General features: G+C 51.0%; 15 protein-coding genes. 8 read left to right on the forward strand and 7 right to left on the reverse strand.

Features of this window, described 5'->3' with window-relative positions:
* Positions 1 to 5: 5 nt before the first annotated feature.
* The 3 genes from ACN2TU_RS22695 to ACN2TU_RS22705 are packed head-to-tail and all read right to left on the reverse strand — an operon-like array spanning position 6 to position 5,547.
* Entirely contained in the window at positions 6 to 1,280 is a 1,275-nt protein-coding gene (locus ACN2TU_RS22695) for a DNA double-strand break repair nuclease NurA (RefSeq protein ID WP_435158647.1), read from the reverse strand.
* Positions 1,280 to 3,994: an AAA family ATPase gene (locus tag ACN2TU_RS22700; protein WP_435158649.1), complete on the reverse strand. Its 2,715-nt coding sequence runs from the start codon at positions 3,992 to 3,994 to the stop codon at positions 1,280 to 1,282. Before ACN2TU_RS22700 ends, ACN2TU_RS22695 begins: the two co-directional genes overlap by 1 nt.
* Entirely contained in the window at positions 3,991 to 5,547 is a 1,557-nt protein-coding gene (locus tag ACN2TU_RS22705) for a metallophosphoesterase family protein (RefSeq protein WP_435158651.1), read from the reverse strand. Before ACN2TU_RS22705 ends, ACN2TU_RS22700 begins: the two co-directional genes overlap by 4 nt.
* Positions 5,548 to 6,474: 927 nt before the next feature.
* Between ACN2TU_RS22705 and ACN2TU_RS22710 the strand changes: the two genes are divergently transcribed.
* Complete coding sequence (locus tag ACN2TU_RS22710; protein WP_435158652.1) at positions 6,475 to 7,536, forward strand: PDDEXK family nuclease; 1,062 nt, start codon at positions 6,475 to 6,477, stop codon at positions 7,534 to 7,536.
* 518 nt (positions 7,537 to 8,054) lie between these two features.
* On the opposite strand, the gene ACN2TU_RS22715 is transcribed toward ACN2TU_RS22710, so the two are convergent.
* From ACN2TU_RS22715 to ACN2TU_RS22725, 3 genes are all read right to left on the reverse strand, one after another.
* A complete protein-coding gene (locus tag ACN2TU_RS22715) occupies positions 8,055 to 8,537 on the reverse strand; it encodes a type II toxin-antitoxin system VapC family toxin (protein ID WP_435158654.1) in 483 nt (160 codons plus the stop codon).
* Positions 8,461 to 8,949 (reverse strand): hypothetical protein, encoded by a 489-nt coding sequence (locus ACN2TU_RS22720; protein WP_435158656.1) that lies wholly within the window; start codon positions 8,947 to 8,949, stop codon positions 8,461 to 8,463. Before ACN2TU_RS22720 ends, ACN2TU_RS22715 begins: the two co-directional genes overlap by 77 nt.
* Before the next feature lie 299 nt (positions 8,950 to 9,248).
* Positions 9,249 to 10,241 (reverse strand): HNH endonuclease, encoded by a 993-nt coding sequence (locus ACN2TU_RS22725; protein WP_435158658.1) that lies wholly within the window; start codon positions 10,239 to 10,241, stop codon positions 9,249 to 9,251.
* Between the two features lie 465 nt (positions 10,242 to 10,706).
* On the opposite strand from ACN2TU_RS22725, the gene ACN2TU_RS22730 reads away from it, so the two are divergent.
* From ACN2TU_RS22730 to ACN2TU_RS22745, 4 genes are all read left to right on the forward strand, one after another.
* Entirely contained in the window at positions 10,707 to 11,582 is an 876-nt protein-coding gene (locus ACN2TU_RS22730) for a hypothetical protein (RefSeq protein ID WP_435158660.1), read from the forward strand.
* A 189-nt stretch (positions 11,583 to 11,771) separates the two neighbouring features.
* Positions 11,772 to 12,026 (forward strand): DUF8139 family protein, encoded by a 255-nt coding sequence (locus tag ACN2TU_RS22735; RefSeq protein ID WP_435158662.1) that lies wholly within the window; start codon positions 11,772 to 11,774, stop codon positions 12,024 to 12,026.
* A gap of 300 nt (positions 12,027 to 12,326) precedes the next feature.
* Positions 12,327 to 13,160 carry an alpha/beta fold hydrolase gene (locus ACN2TU_RS22740; protein ID WP_435158665.1) on the forward strand — a complete coding sequence of 278 codons (834 nt, stop codon included), beginning with the start codon at positions 12,327 to 12,329 and terminating at the stop codon, positions 13,158 to 13,160.
* Between the two features lie 220 nt (positions 13,161 to 13,380).
* Positions 13,381 to 13,608, forward strand: coding sequence for a hypothetical protein (locus ACN2TU_RS22745; protein ID WP_435158667.1), 228 nt, complete (start codon positions 13,381 to 13,383; stop codon positions 13,606 to 13,608).
* A gap of 3 nt (positions 13,609 to 13,611) precedes the next feature.
* On the opposite strand, the gene ACN2TU_RS22750 is transcribed toward ACN2TU_RS22745, so the two are convergent.
* A complete protein-coding gene (locus ACN2TU_RS22750; RefSeq protein WP_435158669.1) occupies positions 13,612 to 13,833 on the reverse strand; it encodes a hypothetical protein in 222 nt (73 codons plus the stop codon).
* A gap of 1,025 nt (positions 13,834 to 14,858) precedes the next feature.
* Between ACN2TU_RS22750 and ACN2TU_RS22755 the strand changes: the two genes are divergently transcribed.
* The 3 genes from ACN2TU_RS22755 to ACN2TU_RS22765 are packed head-to-tail and all read left to right on the forward strand — an operon-like array spanning position 14,859 to position 18,024.
* Entirely contained in the window at positions 14,859 to 16,235 is a 1,377-nt protein-coding gene (locus ACN2TU_RS22755; protein WP_435158671.1) for an ABC transporter substrate-binding protein, read from the forward strand.
* Positions 16,236 to 16,239: 4 nt separating this feature from the next.
* The gene (locus tag ACN2TU_RS22760; RefSeq protein ID WP_435158674.1) at positions 16,240 to 17,181 is read left to right on the forward strand and encodes a carbohydrate ABC transporter permease; all 942 of its coding nucleotides are present in this window, start codon (positions 16,240 to 16,242) and stop codon (positions 17,179 to 17,181) included.
* Entirely contained in the window at positions 17,182 to 18,024 is an 843-nt protein-coding gene (locus ACN2TU_RS22765) for a carbohydrate ABC transporter permease (RefSeq protein WP_435158676.1), read from the forward strand.
* Positions 18,025 to 18,346 lie beyond the last annotated feature (322 nt).

An 18,346-nucleotide genomic window follows, 5' to 3' on the forward strand; every position in this document is an offset into this window, starting at 1 on the left:
GACGATCATCGCCGCCGGAGCTCCTTACTGAGTGCCTTGGCATCCCACTCAATCGGGACATTGTTCTCTTCGCCCCACTTCTGGAGCAGGCGTAGGAACTGTTGCCGGTCTTGTTGATCCAGAACCGCGTCAGTGTCTGCCTGCTGGAGAACTTCCGGATATCCTCGACCGATTCCCGCTTCAGCGCGAATCATTGCGAGTGTGTATTCATAGAGGTCATCGTAGTTGCCCGGAGCACTCGCTTCAAGGAGCCATCCAGGAAATTCCAACCGATCCAGACCTGTCCCGGGAGGGACTTTCATATAGGTGAAATGAATCTCCTCACCGAACTCGTACTCTCGTCCTTTGTATGAGGTTTTCAATCCATCCACACTGCCGTCCCGACGACATAGGAACGGAATCGTTGTATCTCCCCATGGACTCATCATCCCCGTGAGCACTCGTGCATCTGGAATGATACGATTACTTCCGAACTCCTCATTCAGGAGGAGTCGAGTCATTTTTACGATCTCGATAGCGTTCGTCCCAGCCACGTACCCTACTACAGGAATCTCGTGATGCTGGCTAGCTGCAAGAATCTGGCTAACCGCTTCGAGGTACCTGTTTCGGACAGCTGGCCGCCTTGGATTGGCGAATGAGACAACCAAAGGCCCGTCGTAAAGTACGATTGGTGGCCGGTCGACGTCACCTAATTCGTACGCGGTTGCGAGTTCTTCGATTTGATTGATGAGTACCTTTGCCTCGTGTTCATATCTATGAAGTCCTACCAGTGAATTATCGACGAAACGGTACTCATCGTCGTCGTTCTGACCGCCAGCACGGGTTACGTCCATTGGTCCGAGTAACCGCCCTTCCCGAGCTCGTTCAAGTTCACCCTCGGGGGCGTGATGGTTGAGGCACCATGCTGCCTGGACGTACGCGAGCGGGACATTGAACTGTGTCGTCGGGGGAATCTCTGATCCATCGGCTGCCAGCATCGGCACATCCATCAAGAGATCCCGAGCCCACCTGTTAACCGCTTCGTGGCTCTTCCATTCATCAGAAGGATGATGATGGTTAATAATTGAGTCGCATTGATCAAACGACTCGATCGGCATCGCTCCCGGATAGGAAAAACTCGATAGCTCGTCTCGGAGATCGGCTGCAGACCCCCTTTCTGGAAGGTCACGAAATGCAGCTCGATAACGCTCGACGAGATCATCATCGTCCTCCAGATACGTTCTTATCGTTTCAATATTCGCGTCGAGTGCTGCCGCGACGCTAGCCTTATCCAGCGGCATCAGTCACTCACCACTTCGGAGGTCTGCTCCGGCTTCTCGATGGTGATGCTGTAGTCCGTCATCGACTCGAACGTCGAGTCATGACTGATCACAGTCAATTGCTCGAAGACGTCCAGCGCGTTCAGTTGATCCACAAGATTCGACTTCTTGTGTTGATCGAGATTGGCAGTCGGTTCGTCGAGGAAGGCAATTCCTAGACTCGACATTTGTTCGAGGATTGCTAACCGAACTGCGAGTGCGGCTGCCATTTTCTCACCGCCAGATAGCGTGGAGAACGACTTTCGGACATCAGCATCGACCACAACAATGTCGTAATCGGACGTCCATTCCAGTTGCTCAGCTTTCCGGCCTCGGATAGAGCGGAAGATTGTGTTGGCTCTTGTTCCGATTCTGTTGGTGATGACCTCGCGCATCTTCGGTCCGGCCTTGCGAACGTTCTCGCGAACCCAAGTCGCGAAGTCGTAATCCGCAGCGAGGTTGCGTAGCGCCTCAACTTTTTGACTCCGCTCCTCTAGCTTTTCTTCTAAGCGATCGACAGTGCTGGTCACTTCCTCAAGTTTTTTCACCCGCTCACTTTTGCGTACAGAGAGTTCGGTGAGTCTTTGCTTGAGAGAGTCGATGCGCTCATCCAGTTGCTGATATTTCTCGGAGTCGAATGAATTTTTGTCCTCCAGCAAGTCCTCTTTCAACTTCTTTTTGTTTTCTTCAAGTCGATCAATTCTATCTTCAACACCCTCCACGGTCTTCTGTCGCTGTTCAAGTTGGTCTGCGGCTTGCTTGTTCTGCTCGTATTTCTTGTAGTCCTCCTCGCACTCGCTGAGGGTTTCTTTGACATCGTTTAGTTCCTCTTCGACGCCTTCGAACTCGCCTATTTCTCCTTCGAGTCGGTCTATATCTGTTCCTGTTTCTTCGATTGTACTCTCCACTTTCTCCAGTTCTTTTGGTGCATCCGCGAACTCGTCAACTCGTGCGTTCGCCTTATAATAGGAGTCCTTGGCATCCTCAAGCGACGCATGCTTCTCCCGAATAGAAGGTAGCAAACTCACTTGCTCTTCGAGTTCCTCAATTTTCTCGACCTTTTCCTTCCGATTTTGCTGGAGATCGGCTAATTTGGCCTCTAGTTCAGCGGCCTGTTCATAATGAATGTCGAGCTTCGAAAATCGTTCCTCGACGTTTTCCGCTTCTTCCAGTTCTGTCTGTAGGTCACTTATTTCGTTTATTAACCGATCGCACTCAGACTCGATTTTTTCGAGGCGGGATTCTTGCTCGTTAATTCTCTCTTGACGATCCTGGGAATCGAGAGGTCCTCCACACGTCGGACAAGGTGCCTTCGCCTCGGCATCTCGGAGTATCTCAAGATGGTTTTCAATGTCCTTTCGCTCCGCCGCATTGGACCTTTGCTCGACTTTCCTATCGCTGATTTGATCGCGAAGTTCTTTTGCGTTGGGGGCGGTCTCGGCTTCCGCTTCGATTTCGGCGATGAGTTCTTGCTTTGCTCGGAGTTGCTGCAGTGCCTCATGCGCTTGATTGTCGAGATCGTCAATTTTGTCACTGAATCGGTCGATCGCGTCCTGGCTATTCTCAAGATCTGAGATCTGTTCGCCTAGGTTTTCGTACCGTTCCTTCTGATCCTCATACGCCTCGAGATCCCTTTTGGCCTGATTGTATTTCTGTGCTTGCTGCTGAAGAGTTTCTTTCTTTTCTTGTAAGTGCTCTAATTCTGCTTGTTTTTTCCTATGTTGGTCTTCTAAAGTATCCAGCTCTTTTTTTCGACCACTGAGTTCCTTTTCAAGTTCCTTTGCCTCCTCGTATTGGTCGTGTCCCTCCTTTGCTTCCTCACATTTTTCTGCAGCTTGGCGTGCAGTTTTCAATTCCGCTTTTGCGGTCTCTAATGCGTCCTTTTTCACCCCGACATCCTGATCGACCTGTGCAATCTCATCCTCCAGCTCTTCAATGCGATCTTTGATGCAATCTAACTCTTCAAACTGCTGCTTAACCTCACCAAGTTCGGATTTCTTTTTGGAGATCTCTTGTATCAGTGACTCAACTTTCCCCTCTAGTTCCGATTTCTCGTTCCGTCGTGACGGGAGATTCTGCACTTCTCCGGTCAGTTGCTGGATGCCTCCCTGGATTCGGTTTTGCTCCTCTTCGATTGTTTCAGGAACTCTCTTTAGCGCACCTGTGAACGATTCTTCGTATGCGTCAACACCAAGAAGTTCGTCGAATGTCTGTTTTCGATTCCGGGGTGTTTGCGCAAAGTCGGAGAGGAACCGTGTCTGCGGTACTCCAACACACGACTTCCAGAGACTCTGTAAGTCTTTTCTGTCCTCGACATCGAAGCGCACGCAGAGCCAGTCAATTAACGCGCTTTTGGAGTCGATATCCTGACTGACCCATTCCTCGTTCGTCTCATCAAATCGAGCGACATCATAGTTGGCCCGCCCGGCAGAGCGTGTTATTCTATACTGCTGAACCTCGCCTCCTTGCTCAAGCTCGATCGTAACGTCAACCGTCCCTGATGATGCTCCCTCGCGAACGAACTCGTTGTTATTGAATGGGAGCGAGTCGAATAGCGTGAAGCCAATTGCCTCCTGTATTGTTGATTTCCCCGAACCGTTCTCACCGAGAATCGCTGTCACACCGCCCTGAAGATCAATTGACGTTCGTTCTTCGTAGGACTTGATGTTCTCCAGAGTGACTTCTTTGATTTTCATTCGTCGTCAACCTCATTGATATCGCTCATTTCAGAGGTAATCTCGCCAGTCTTCTCCGTCGAACCACCGTCCCCTGCCATTGGTTCGCCTATCGTAGAGATTTCCTCATCGACATCCGATTGGTCTATTTCCTCGAAGGGGTCTTCGTCCACTTCTATCGTCACGTTCTCAGTGGCGTCTGGGAAGAGAGCGCGCCGTCGCTCCGTCACGAGATCTGCGATGTCCTTGGCGGCTTCTCCGTTTTTTGCCATGCGGTGTGTATCTCCGAGAAGCGTTGCCACCTTTTCCGAATGTTCGCTGAACTGTGACTCAGTCGCGATGGTTTCGAATACCTGCTGTTCGAGGGCGTCCGTCCGAAGCCGCCCATCGACGAACACTTCGTCGTCATCAATCTCCGATAACAACTTCTCGATTTCAGCTGTTGTAATTCGACTAGTATTGGTCTGGACATAGAGAGCATTATATGCGTTTTCCGTCCAGTTGGCGAGTTCCTCAATGTGGAAGTCACCCTTGCCGAATTGGAGTGTTCCCTCGAACTGAAGGTCGAGGATGGGACGCCGGGGCTCGTCTTGCTTCAAAAACTCTTTATGGTTAATCTCCTCTTTGAGAGCTCCTTCTTGTTTGGTGATATAAATGTGGAAGGCCTCTCTTAGCTCTCCATATGAGTCATATGATGTGACATCGAAGGCAGGTGGACTGAAGTACGGGCGACGGCGTGAGTGATGATGTTCCGTGTCGTGCTGAAGTTGTCCCGGCCCTCCATATTCGTCATTTGCTGGTGTGAGCGTGACGTTGTAGTACCCGTGCTTCCAGTCGTCTCGTGCCTCTCGAGTGGAGTGTGCTTCTGGCGCTCCGGGATTGTAGATCCAGCCACTCGCTTCGTATTGCTTGTGAATGTGACCAAGCGCGAGATAATCGACTACTTCCCGCACGTCGCGTAGCTCTGCGTGCGTGATACTCCCTCCAAGAGAAGGGACCTCATCTTCGATACCGAAATGACCGAGGAGAACCGTGTAGTCTGGGTTTCCGTACTTTTCATTGGTCGCCTGGATTCCACGAGCAACCTGTTTGAGTGCGGTATCCGTACGAGCACCTCGCCATTGAAGTCCGAATACACGGACTGTCCCGGAATCCGATTCGATGTCGTAGAAACCCGCACGACCGGCCTCAGGGTCTTCGCGATAGGGCGTAAAGTTGGCAGTTTCGGAGTCTGAATTGAGGTCCGCTTCCAGTAGGATGATGTGCCCCCGACGGTGGAGGTAGTTCAGCCACGTTACTTTCCGGGGAGTGAGATTCTCGTCGTGATTCCCACGCGAAACGAGGACTGGAATGTCATCTGGCACCATCTCCAACCCTCTTTCGGCTTCCTCGAGGATTTTCGGTCGTAGATCACGAGAGTCAAACAGATCTCCCGGAAGTAGAATTGTATCCGGATTGTTTTTTAAGATGAGTTGAAGCGTCGCTCTGAATGAGTTCGCCATATCATCCTCTCGTTGTTTTAGACCGTACTGTCGATGGCCAAGGTGAATATCAGATAAGTGTCCAAAGATCATGTGAATATCTCACCAACCACCAATGATGTATTCGCTACGATTTCAGTGAAATAGTTGGTACCGTTCGCGATCGTAGCACCATCACTGAACCAAATTTTGGACCGGGTTGCAGATGCAGGAGGAGATGTATATTCTGTTCCTACAGCGAAAGCGGTCGTTTCTCCAGTCCCCTCGAGGATTTTGCAGCGCTTCATCACAGACGGATATATTTTTCACACATATGTAATAAGCTTTCTGGAAAATACAGCAAAATGAGGAGGACAGTGATAATGTCGTAAATTAGCAGAATTAGTGACGGAGACTGCATCATCTCATGGAGCAACTATCAAATTGGTCGACGAGGAGAGAACCAAAATGGCAGCAGCAACCACTGTCGTGACAGTGGCAACGTCATCAACGCTCAATCTACTCACCATGAGTATTCTGCTTCCTGATTAAGCATCGACCGACCTGTGCTTTTCCTTGGTCCTCTCATAAATGCAATTGCGGCCAAATCCGACTAATAAACTGACCAACAGGATACTATTTCGGGACTCACGATTGTTGCTGCGAGAGATCTGCCAGACTGCCTACTTTCCTCTGAGATCCGCTAGACAACAACTTATGGACCCGATTTCATGCGCTCAACCATACCGGTCTAATACAGTTCCTAAAGCAGGCGATGAGAGGCGGTTGCTTACCCACACAGTAGACGGCTTGATCACGCTGTTGCTTCGAAGAGTCTCTATCGCCGCAGGTGTGCTCCCTACCTCGCGTGCCATCGATTACATCACTAATATTGATCGTTTCGATGTGCGAGTAACTCTGATTTTTCATTGAAGTCAAAGAGTGGCGAAGCATAGCCTATCGCGTAAAACTTTATTCAAAATCAAACTTCTCTAGATCTAGTGAAAAAATCAATATAAGATGCAATTAATTATTCTGCTGATGAGTGAACTTCCTGTCGCTTTTGAAGACGGTACTGAGTCATATAATGATCATCTACCATATCCCGTTGTACAGTACCCCGGGCACTATGGTGCATTCATTGGATTCAAATCGGAGACGGATTCTCCTCTTTATTTTTGTACCTGTGCTGCAGAAGCTATCGAGAACTACCTCACCTACCACGCTAGAACCTCATCGCGACCAAATGCTGATCCGAATAAGAATCACATCGTGAGTTCCAATGTATTCCCGATAGAACTCACCGAGTATTTTCGTGAACAGGATATTCACGACCCGGACGAGATCATTTCACAACTTCATTTTGAAGACCAACTATGTCACCAGTGCAACGCAGTCGTGCCGAAATACGCCTATTGCAATGATATGTATGGTACCGTATTTATGCAGAACTATGGATGGTACGTCAATCAAAAACACTACGAACACGGCGTGTTTTCAACCGTCACTACAACACCCCTTACAGACGTGTCGCTCGATTTCTGCTCTGACGAAATACGTGATTTGCTTGATGATGATGTTAAAACCCAAATAGAGCGATTTAATGAGATTTCCATCGCGGGTGTGCAACTACATCCTACGGCGACGGACACAGAAGCAAAAGAATTCGCGCATCTTGAAGATGCACTCAAAAGACAGCAAAAAGCGGTAAGTGATGCGCTTGAGAACGAAGTCCGGAGAGCAGTCGGTCACTATGAAAAAGGGTCACGATGGACGAGCGAAACGATTCTCTATCAGCTTGTGAATACCTGTTATAATGAATACACAATCCGTCGGCATTATCGTCCAGACTTTTTAGGTGGCCTCGAACTCGATATCTACCTTGAGGAAGCAGATATCGGGATTGAATATCAGGGAGTCCAACACTACGAAGTGGTGGAGCATTGGGGTGGTGAAGAGGGTTTACAGAAACGTCAGCACCGCGATCAAGTGAAACAGAATCTCTGTGAAGAACATGGTGTGACGTTGGTGTACGTGCGGCACGATGAATCATTATCCGAAGACGTTGTAACGGAGAAACTTGACCCACTAGTATCCGAGTAAATACAGATACTTGATTCGTTGGTACAGGTTGTTGTGCCATTCAGTAGTCTTAACCACTGAGTTCAAGAAAATCATTTTCTGATTTCTACTTTCGATATTCTTTTCCGCCGTGCTGTTAATTTGTCCGAACCACTACTGCCTCATCCTCGGCTCGTCATTCTGCTACCGGTAACGTGGTAAGCCGACCGCTGGTATCCAGACCGAAAATAGACTAAAATCACTCAACACTCGCTAATAGACTTCATACCGGTCAACTACATGGGGTCTCTCCTTCTGAAACGCCTTCTCCACAGGGCTCCTGGTAGTTCCTCAGCTCTCTCTCAAACCTGTCAATTCAAAATGCGCAAATCAACGCGGCTTCTGCAGTAGAGATAGCAGAATAGGTTTCTATTGTCCTGTCGATAAGGTAAAGAGTACTCTCCACGACGATACGGAGCCCGTCCACATCTAGCGATTAGAGTGTCTGATCAAGATTATAAACGAGACAGCAGAGTGCGAGTTCCCGGCATTGCTTCCACTTATTTCACTCCGGGAAGTGGATATTCGCAATCCCGAGTCAGCCCGAGCTTCATGAAATCCTGATCGAAAGCGAAGATATGCTCAATCTCATATTTACGAGCAAGCACTGCATTCGTATGGTCAACAAACGAAATTCGCTGGTCGTCATATCGTTCAAACTCATCAAACGCCGCCGCAAACACACCCTCTCCAACGGGAAGAATATTGAAACTCTCCGAACGCCGAATCTCCTGAAGCACATCGACTGCCGTCTTGTGGTTGACCTTCCAACTGGTGAGCATGGCTAACTCCGAGAGCACGTACCGACTTGTGAACAACGGCTGATACGGAATCGCTTCATGACGAAGCGCATCGAACACGGGTGGACTATCTCGTGTCGTCCGACACGCGTGTTTCGGACGTCGCTTATATGTCGGTCCCCTCAAGAAGTTCGTCGGGACAACAATCGCGGCAAAGCAATCTTTCGCCGTCATCGGGATCATATAGGGGCATTAGGTTTGCGCCGGTTCCTTTGACGCCAACACTCGGGAACTCAGGAACTTCGTCCCAGGGCGTCCCACATTTGTCACAACAGCGCTCTTCTGGCGGGTTGTCCATGTGCTCGAACAGCGTTATACCGATTGGTCCCATGATTTCGCCGTTCATGCGTTCGAGGAAGTCGATTTCAGCTGGGTTGCCTTCTATGTCAATAATATCTCCCTCTTCGGCACTGTCGTCTATCCAATCCGTGCTAATCATCGTAACAACTTCGCCGCTGTACTCTATAGTATCTCCATCATCCGCCAATAACTCGTCCACATCCTCCCACACGTAATGAGTCATCGTTTTCGCGTCAAACGTCTCAATGAGGTTTGTTCTCTGTTCTGGACCGGGATGATCAAACACTTCAACCATGGTTCTATTATCGGATAGTTTAGGTTAAAGGTTGCGTGGGCCTCGGTGAAAGTGAAAATCAAGAGTGGCACCGAGACCGGCTTCCGGCAAAGAAGTGATCGTGGTATCCAGCCGCTGAAGAGGAATGAGTAATAGTTAATCTACCTCTTATCGGTGTTGATAGCAGAACATGGCCTTGTGAATCCCTACGGAGGCATCAGACAGTTCTTTGCCAAGTATGATGAGTTGAGTATGCAAGCATAAATGTGGGTTTGGGATCTGCTTTTCATGGCTAGGTTGGATGGAATACTATTCTGATCTCACAGTTCTTCGGTAGCGAGGATTTTCTCAATCGGAACATCCTCGATACTCCCTAGCCGATGGATAAGCTCCCGGTTGTAAACTGCTCCGTCACGGCCGTGGTGCACGCGGAAGTGGCAGTTCGGACAGAGCGCGATCACGGTTTCTGGTGAATCTGGCCCACCTCCAGCGACTTCGTGGACGTGGTGGGCGTGGAGATACGGATCACCTCTCCGATTAGTGAACGGAACTGGATCTCCACAGCCTTCACAGACACCATCGGCCCGACGCTTTACGTACTGTCGAATTGCGTCTGACCGATCATACTCGGTGGTCGTCCGCTGTCCATTCGGCGAAACGGAGTCAGTTGCATCGCGCTCGGCCTGTTCACGGAGTGATGCAAGATCAGTAGATTCCTTACTTGATCCCCGTCGCGATGGCGGCGTATTGACTTCCCCCGTCTCAGAACCGGAATCGAGCCACTGATCCGGATCTAGCTTTCGAGCTTCTGCTTGTCCGAAGCCAGTTAGCAGGTACATATCGTCGTGCTTCTCGATGGCACCGACTGCACGAAACCATTCTATATGCCGTCCAACGATTGAGGTAGGCAAGCTATAGTCAGGGTACATCCGATGGAGATGTTTCTGGATCTCCTCTATCGTTCGCGCTCCACTGTCAATAGCAAGGAGGATCGTCTCGAAGCCTTTGACGTGCTCGGTGAGCGCGGTGAAAATCAATTGCGGGTCACCAGTATCGGCAAACGCCTTCCCACGGGCGGTACTCGTATAGGTGCCATCATGGCGTTCAAGCAAGTCAATTGCACGAACGAACTGGACGTACTTCTCAATCGTTGAGTCGCTCCTCGCGGCCGTGTTCGACTGCAACCACGCCCAGAGATCCTCTTGGTCTGGTTTTTCGGCATGGACGTACGTGAGCATTACTTGGAGGTTGGAGAGTCGTCCGTCAACGCCGCCGAAGAATCGATCAGTGGTCATCCGCCGTTCGTCAGCCATAGTTGACTTCTTCCCAATGAAACAATAAATGAGTACTACTTCGAGATATCCAATAGTACCATGACTCGAACAATCGGCCTCGTTAGTTGCATGATGCCTTCAAGTCTGATGTCGGCAGGTTCAATCGAACTACCACTCGGAAGGTACCGTGAGACGATTCTTCATTTTGCGGCCAACTCGTTCCCGTCTCTCGTATACGCACAGCACCCTTGCTTCTGCCGGTAGTTCTGGTTTCTGACTTGAACATTCACTTTCAATCACTTTTATTGAATTGCATGTTGTAGCTACATTTGAGGGTGGGAAACGGCATGAGGCACACAAAACCAATAGCGGTGCTCCTCGCACGTATCATGATAGGGGGAGTAGACATGCTCCTGTGGCGGCAATCTCGCATCGAGTGGTGAGTTCGTCAGTGAGCCAATCGCAAGGATGGAAGGAAACAGTTAGCAAATTGGGGGGGAAGTCATGAGCACAAAAAAATATAGAACAATAGGTAGAAAGAAATCCCAACGATTATTGTCCACACTATCAAGAATTTTTCGATCACGAATTACGTGGCTTGTTCTTATCATTGGGGTTCTCGTCAACATATCCGCATTTGCTTTGGTTAGGCTAGGAGTGCCACTAAAGGAATTGCGAATATACATACAGATATTAGAATCTATTGTCAATATCTCTATAGGAATTTCTGCTATAATAATTCAAACGACCGCGACAGTAGCTGGTAACTTAATCAACGGCCTTATTTCAATTATTTCTATTCTTATTAATAGTTTTACAACCATTGTTACAATTGTTGTCAATGCTTTGCTCACTTTGTTCACTCTATCACTTTATGGGAATGGGGGACAAGCAAGACAAGGTGCTCCTTCCTCACATCAGACTATCGACCAACAAATAACAATTATTCAACAGAACCCTGTCCCGGCCGTGTACTTCTTCTTACTAGTTATGGGATTATCCGCATTTTATTTCATCTATCAGAACCATAGGAAAAGAAACGCAAATAAAGTACGAGCAGCATTGATTGGTGAACTATATGCAATACAGCGGTATTTAGCTTCAGGAGTGTACGACAATGAAAATGATTCGGATGGAACTATTCATGATGAATTTCTAAGCGATTATTTGTTAAGCCATGATAACATTAATTATCTATCTAATCAAGAAATTTTCCGGATAAATGTTTTCAACGTAGAGTGTAGGTTACCTGGTTTTTATAAAATAAATGATTCAAATATTGAAGATTTAATCCAGCTATTGAGATATTCACAAAGAGGGCTACTTTACCGGATTAACGAGATTTACGATGGTCTGAAAATTTCCCTTAAAAAAGGGTGAAGAAAATTCTTCGCTCTTGTTTTATAAAAAGAGACAAGGTAACGGCAGTTTGACAATTCCCGCAGATGCCATTTAATGCCAAACAATAATGAATCACGATATAGAAGAAGGACCCTTGTTGGGTTGAACCTCATAATCACGCACCCCGAGACGACACTTGACGGTTACAAACGAAACCTCCGAGGGGCAATGATAGTTAGAGATACGTTCAACCCTGCGAGCGATCCCTACCAACCGGGCGACAAAGTACAGGTCTACATCTCAAAGACTGATCCCGACAGCGAACACCACGGGAAAGAAGGCATCATCACGGACGTCCTGCAGGACACTCTCGGAGACGAGACTGGGCGCGAACTGGACTCCTACAGCTACCGCATCGAAACCGATGGCAAGGAAATCGATGTCTGGTTCCGGCATCGCGACTTGGTACCGGTATCACAGTAACCAATTATCGGTACTCCACTGCAATGGGCAATAACGAACGCAAGCCAATGTGGCCACAGATCCGAGATGCACTCGAAGTCAACGAATATCGCCTTCTCATAGTAATTTGCGGAAGTCTTCGCACTTTCCAACGTACCAGCTCTCGGACTTGAATGAATCTGCGTGATGAATACAGGGCGCGTATCGGTCACCGACTGACCCCCCTCAAGCGGCCGCACACCTTGTTCTAACTGTGTGGATGTTTCGGACAATGATGCTATGTGACTGTGAGGCATAGAGGATAGTTGGGGGAATCATCCGATGGCAGACGCAACACCACCAGATGCAGGTGGGGAAGTAGAAACAGTCACGTCAGCAGATGGGACTGCAATTGCCTTTGAACGGACGGGAAGCGGGCCACCGCTCGTGCTCGTGCACGGGGCTTGCGACGTTCACGAGTTCTGGGATTTGACTGACGTGCGATCCGTCTTTGCGGAACACTTCACGGTTTACGCGATTGATCGTCGTGGGCGCGGCGAGAGTGGCGACGCCACCGAATACGAACTGGAACGGGAGGCCGAGGACGTGGCTGCGGTCGTCGATGCAATCGACGACCCAGTGACCCTCCTTGGCCATTCTAGTGGCGCTCTCTATTCGCTAGAGGCGGCCCTGCGAACTGACAACCTGCGCAAACTCATCGTGAACGAACCACCAATTCAAGTCGGTAATCACGAATTCGATGTCGAAGAGGTGGTGGCTGAAATGAAACGGTTGCTAGACGACGGTGAAAATGAGCAGACGCTCATGCTATTCTTACAAGCAGAAGCCCACCTCACGCCGGATGAAATCGATGTGGCTCGTTCGGCACCAATCTGGCAGGATATGGTGGCCGCGGCCCATACGCTGCCCCGCGAGTGGCAAGCAATCGCCGAGTACGAGTTCGATGGGGCCCGGTTTGAAAACGTGACCACGCCGACCTTGGTGTTGGGTGGTGGCGCGAGTCCCTCGTTCTACAAAGCTGCGACGAAAGCGGTCACCGATGCGCTCCCAAACTCTCGGCTCGTTCGGTTTGACGGCCAATCACATGAGCCGATGAACACTGCGTCAGACCGCTTCATCGACGAGGTTCTCACATTCGCCCGTAACTCGAACTAACGATTCGGAGCCTAGTCTTCACCTCATCTTCGTCGTCGGTTCGACGAGCGAATCTACGTACAGACGATCAGAATCGATGGCACGAAATACACCGATTCGTCGTGATGGATCGAACCTCTACATCTTGCACGGCGGTTCTGACAGTCGGCAGTGAGTACGTATACTGAATGTATGGATTCTTCTGCTAACCCCTATCAGTGCATAGCTCTCGGGAAGTTTTGTGAACCCGAACAAGGAGGTCACCCAAGAGAGCGACGTTGATGTTGTCCTCGCATTCGAGAGCTTCGATGCTATGGACGAATTCGAATATGATGGGCGCTATCCGGAGACAATCGAGGTCGGCGGCATTACCAGAGAGTTAGATCTCATCATCGGTGGTCCGGAGAGCGATTACGATGATGGTGAGAGCGAATTGCTCTATACACGTCCCAACGAAGTATCCGAATGACCGCTATTCCGTCCGAATCCAGATCGCCCGACGTGCTTCAGGCTTCTTCCAAATCTCTCCCTCGTCGGCAAGCCCGTTCAAAACCTCATACGCCGTCCGCTGTGGCCACCCTAGCTCCTCCGCAACCTCGCTCGTCATGTAGGGTTCCAGCGGTTCCATGACTCCGAGTACATCCACCGGCTTCCGTTCCTGAATGAACTCGCCTCTCTCTCCTCTCGCCGTCACTCGGTCGTTTTTCTGAATTTGGTGCTGGTTCCAAGGTTAGTATTGTATACTAACTTCGAGCGACCCCAACCCCTGACCGCTCCTATGACTTCCTCAATTCGTCTGGCGTACCATTGGCCCACCAAGCAGAAATAACCCAGCAATCACCAGACAAAGCGTACCAGAAAATAGAAGCAGAGAGCCAATGTGTCTATTACACCCGTCGTACCAATACACCGCCATTTTTTGCAAATCAACTTCTGTGATTCTGACTCGACTAAATTCAATGCCCTAAAAATTAGGGCCAAAACCATCACATCCCATAATAGTACTACTGGTGAAAAGTCAGAGGCATCAGTCCGATTCCGAGGAGGACAAGCAAGAAACCGATGAGACGCCTCACGAGGTTTGGCATACATATGATACTCTTGTCCATAGTAAAGCATTAGCGGAGACTCAAAAAATAATTCTACTATTCCTTTGGAATCCACCAGATAACGACCCGCGAACTCACGAATCACTCGAAAAATATCATTATCAGTCGTTTCCTCTGCACTCTGGCCTCAAGTATTGCACTGACACCAGTTTCCATTTCTGTGGTGTTACTCTTCCTACCCTTCGCCAGCATCATCAAGCTGTGTGGCAAGTTATTCTGTTGCTGACACAATTCGATCTAGAGTAGTTACGAGGAAATTCTTTGCGTGTTGCCGTCTTTACAGTCGATTAACCTTGCGCCAGTACCAGCTGTCGTCTAACCACACACGCAAGTTTACAATCCACGTGATATATCGCGAGGACGCGGAGTTGATAGCGAGCAACGCACAAGAGCAGACCCACGGTGATGTTCATTTAGTTGTGATTATTGACCAAGGCAAGCAAGCGCTCTCTTATCGAAAAACATCGAGTGGCTGAGCATGAACGTTGTTTGGCTTCCTATTGACGAGCGAACAGTTCGGCGGCTTCGCAGCTGAGTCACTATTCGAACAGCATTTACCACTCTCCCATGGTGAAAAAGTAGTATATACCCTATTGAGAGAGTGAGTATCATGGTTGAAGATAACAATACTCTTCCCAACGATGTGACGAGGGCGAAAAGAACACGCCGTGGATTCTTGGCGACGGCCAGCGCAAGCAGTGTCGTCGCCTTCGCGGGGTGTCTCGGTGGACTCGGCGGTGGCAAGACCGGGAGTAGCGGAACGAAAACGCTCCGAGTTCTCAACTCGGCGTATGAACCCACGCAGAAAGCGTTCAAAAAGCTGTTCTCGGAGTTCGAGGACGAACACGACAACGTGAAGATTGAGTACAACCGCGTCGGGTTCGCCGAAGCCCCACAAAAGGCGTCACAGGCGCATGCGTCCGGGAACCCCTATGACATCATGAACCTTGCGTCGCCAGGGAACAACGTGACGGCTGCCAAGAAAGGGCTGTTCCAGCCCATCAACGACGTTATCTCGGATCGCGGCGGGTCGGACTACTGGCTTGAGAAGGCCATCTTCAAACTGGACGGTGACAACTACTTCGCCCCCCACTACGGGTCGGTTCTCAACCTGCTCTACCGGGAAGACCTCTTCAAGGAGGCCGGTGCACCGATGCCGCCGTTCGACTCTTGGAACCAGTATAAGAAGGCTGCGAAAATGCTGACAAAGTCCGACCAGAATCAGTACGGACACCCTGTTTTCCTCGGAAGCAACCACTTCCACGGTGTGTGGCCAATGATGCTAGTACTGGGCAACGGCGGCCACCTCGTCAACTCGAACGGGAAAATCGTCTACAACTCGAAAGAGACCGCCGAGGCACTCGCGTTTATCAAGGAGATGGATCAGTTCAGTCCGAAGAGCGCTCACAACTCCAGCATCCCCGACATGCGACCGCCACTGTACAAGGGCCAGTTCGCAATGACGTGGTACTCGACGAACCTAATGCCGAGCGACATCGAGGAGTACAACCCCGACCTCAAGGGGAAGGTTCACGTGACCCACGTCCCCGCCAAAGACAGTAGCCACACGCCAGTCGCCCGAATGACGGGGACCGGGTACGGCCTGAGCAGTAAGACCAAACACCCCAAACTGGCGAAGGAGTTGATAAAGTTCGTCACTCGAAAGGAGAACGTTACGCGTCTTCTGTTGTCCCAACCCGCTGGCAAGGTTCCGATGGTCAAGGGCATCCTCGAACAGGACCAGCTCTGGGAGAGCGAGACGCTCAAAGAGTACGAAGACCACTACCGGAACCTTGTCGGCATCGCACAGGACTACGGTCGCATCATCGCCGTCAACGAGAACCCCGGCACGGTCAACTCCATCACTGGGCAGGCACTAAGCGAGACGCATGTCGTCAAGTCGGCCCAAGACGTGGTGTTGAACGGCATGGACCCGATGGCATCGGCCAACAAGTGGGCGAAGAAGATGCGCGAGGACCTCAAATAGTCTCATGGCAGAAATCAGTGACCACCAGACGTCGGCAGCGACCGGAGTGGGCGAACGGCTTCGAAGTCGGTTCGACGACTTGAGCGAGAATCAGGTCGGCCTCCTGCTCGTTGCACCGCTCGCGATCCTGTTGGCCACGTTGTACCTGTACCCGATCCTCCGGGCATTCCTGTTCAGTTTACAGGAAATCAGCCTGTTCGCCACTGGCGGCGAGTGGATTGGACCGACCCACTACGTCGAGCTGCTCCAGTCCGGGCGATTCTGGAACGCGTTCCAGAACGGCGTGGTCTACACGATCGGTTCAGTCGCGGTCACACTCGTCATCGGCGTCGGAACCGCACTTGTCCTCAATCGGTCGTTCGTCGGTGAACGAGTGATTACCGGACTCATCCTCTCGCCGTACATGATTCCCATCGTCGGAATCGTCATCGTCTTCCGCTGGTTCTTCAACGGACTGTCGGGCGTGGCGAACTACGCGTTCGTCAGACTCGGCATCATCAGCGAGCCGATCGCGTGGTTCAGCGACCCCGCGTACGCGATGCCGATACTCATCCTCATCAGCGGGTGGGCGCTGTACCCGTTCGTCACGATGCTCGTGCTGGCGAAGCTCCAGACGATTCCCGCAGAGTACTACGAGGCCGCGCAACTGATGGGCGCGTCCCGAACTAGACAATTCTTCTCGATAACCCTGCCACAGCTTCGAAGCGTTCTGTTCGTCGCCATCCTCCTGCGGATGCTCTGGACGTTCAATCTCTTCGACATCATCTGGCTGGGCACCCAGGGCGGCCCCGGCAACGCGACCGAGACCCTCCCGGTGATGGCCTACCGCATCGCACTCGACGGCCTGAAACTCGGCGAAGGAACCGCGGTGGCGTTCCTCACGTTCGTCGTGCTGGCGGTCGGCACGTCCATCTACTTCAAGACGTTTGGGGAGGCGAGCGCGTAGATGTTGGACCTCTCGCTCCGCCAGCGCCACTACCTCGAACGCGCGACGACGTACGGCCTCGTCGCGACGATGACGGTAGTTTTGATGATTCCGATGATCTGGGGTGTCCTCTCGACGGTGCGGCCCTCGCGGGAACTGTTCTCGTGGCCGCCGAAGATAATCCCGTCGAGTCTCACGCTCGAAAACTACCAACTGCTGTTCGAAACGACGAACTTTGCCCAGTACTTCGTCAACAGCCTGATTACGGCTGTCCTCGCCATGGTGTTCACACTCGCGATCGCAACCCCGGCCGCCTACGCAGTCACGCGATACGAGTTCCATGGCCGGAAGTACGTCACCAACCTCAGCACGATCATCTACATGTTCCCGCTCGTGCTGTTAGGACTGCCGCTGTTCGTCATCTTCTCGCGGTTCAGCCTCACCAACTCTCGCGTCGGGCTGGCGCTGACGCACACGGCGTTCGCGCTGCCGTTCGCGTTGATGCTGTTACGGGTGTTCTTCAACGATATTTCGCCTGAAATCGTGGAGTCGGCGCGGCTCGTTGGCGCGAGTCGGCTTACCATCATTCGGAAGATAATACTGCCGCTATCGCTGCCGGGCATCGTGGCGACCGTCATCTTCGTGATGGCGCTGTCATGGAAGGAGTACTTCTTCGCGCTCCTGATGATGAACGATAACGGCCTCTACACGCTCCCTATCGGCATCGCCAACCTCGTCAACATCGCGACGACCAACTGGGGGTTGATTCTGGCCGGCGTGATGATAATGAGCCTCCCGCCGATGATTCTCATTTTCTTCCTCTACGACTACCTCCTGGAAGGGTTCAGCGTCAGCACGCTGTAGTCGCCGCGACGCCACGCATAGCTTCTTCTCTTCGCGGTCTTTTCGAATCGCGTCTATGCGACCAGCGACGCGCTCGACGATCCGTCGAGCGCCACAGCGATGATAGCTTCGCTTACGCTTCCGTCCTTCACTCACGCTTCTCTCAGATCTCGGCGATAGCGTCACTACACTCGCTTCGAACGACGTGACTAATGGCTGGCATCGTCAGCCGGTGACGACCCTCGACCAGCGACCACAGTGGCCTTCTCGTCGCTAGAGTGACGCGATCGAGAAGGAAAACAGGATGCAGTCGAACGCGAATGGTCAAATCGGCACTCCGATG

The sequence above is a fragment of the Haladaptatus marinus genome, assembly GCF_051194195.1.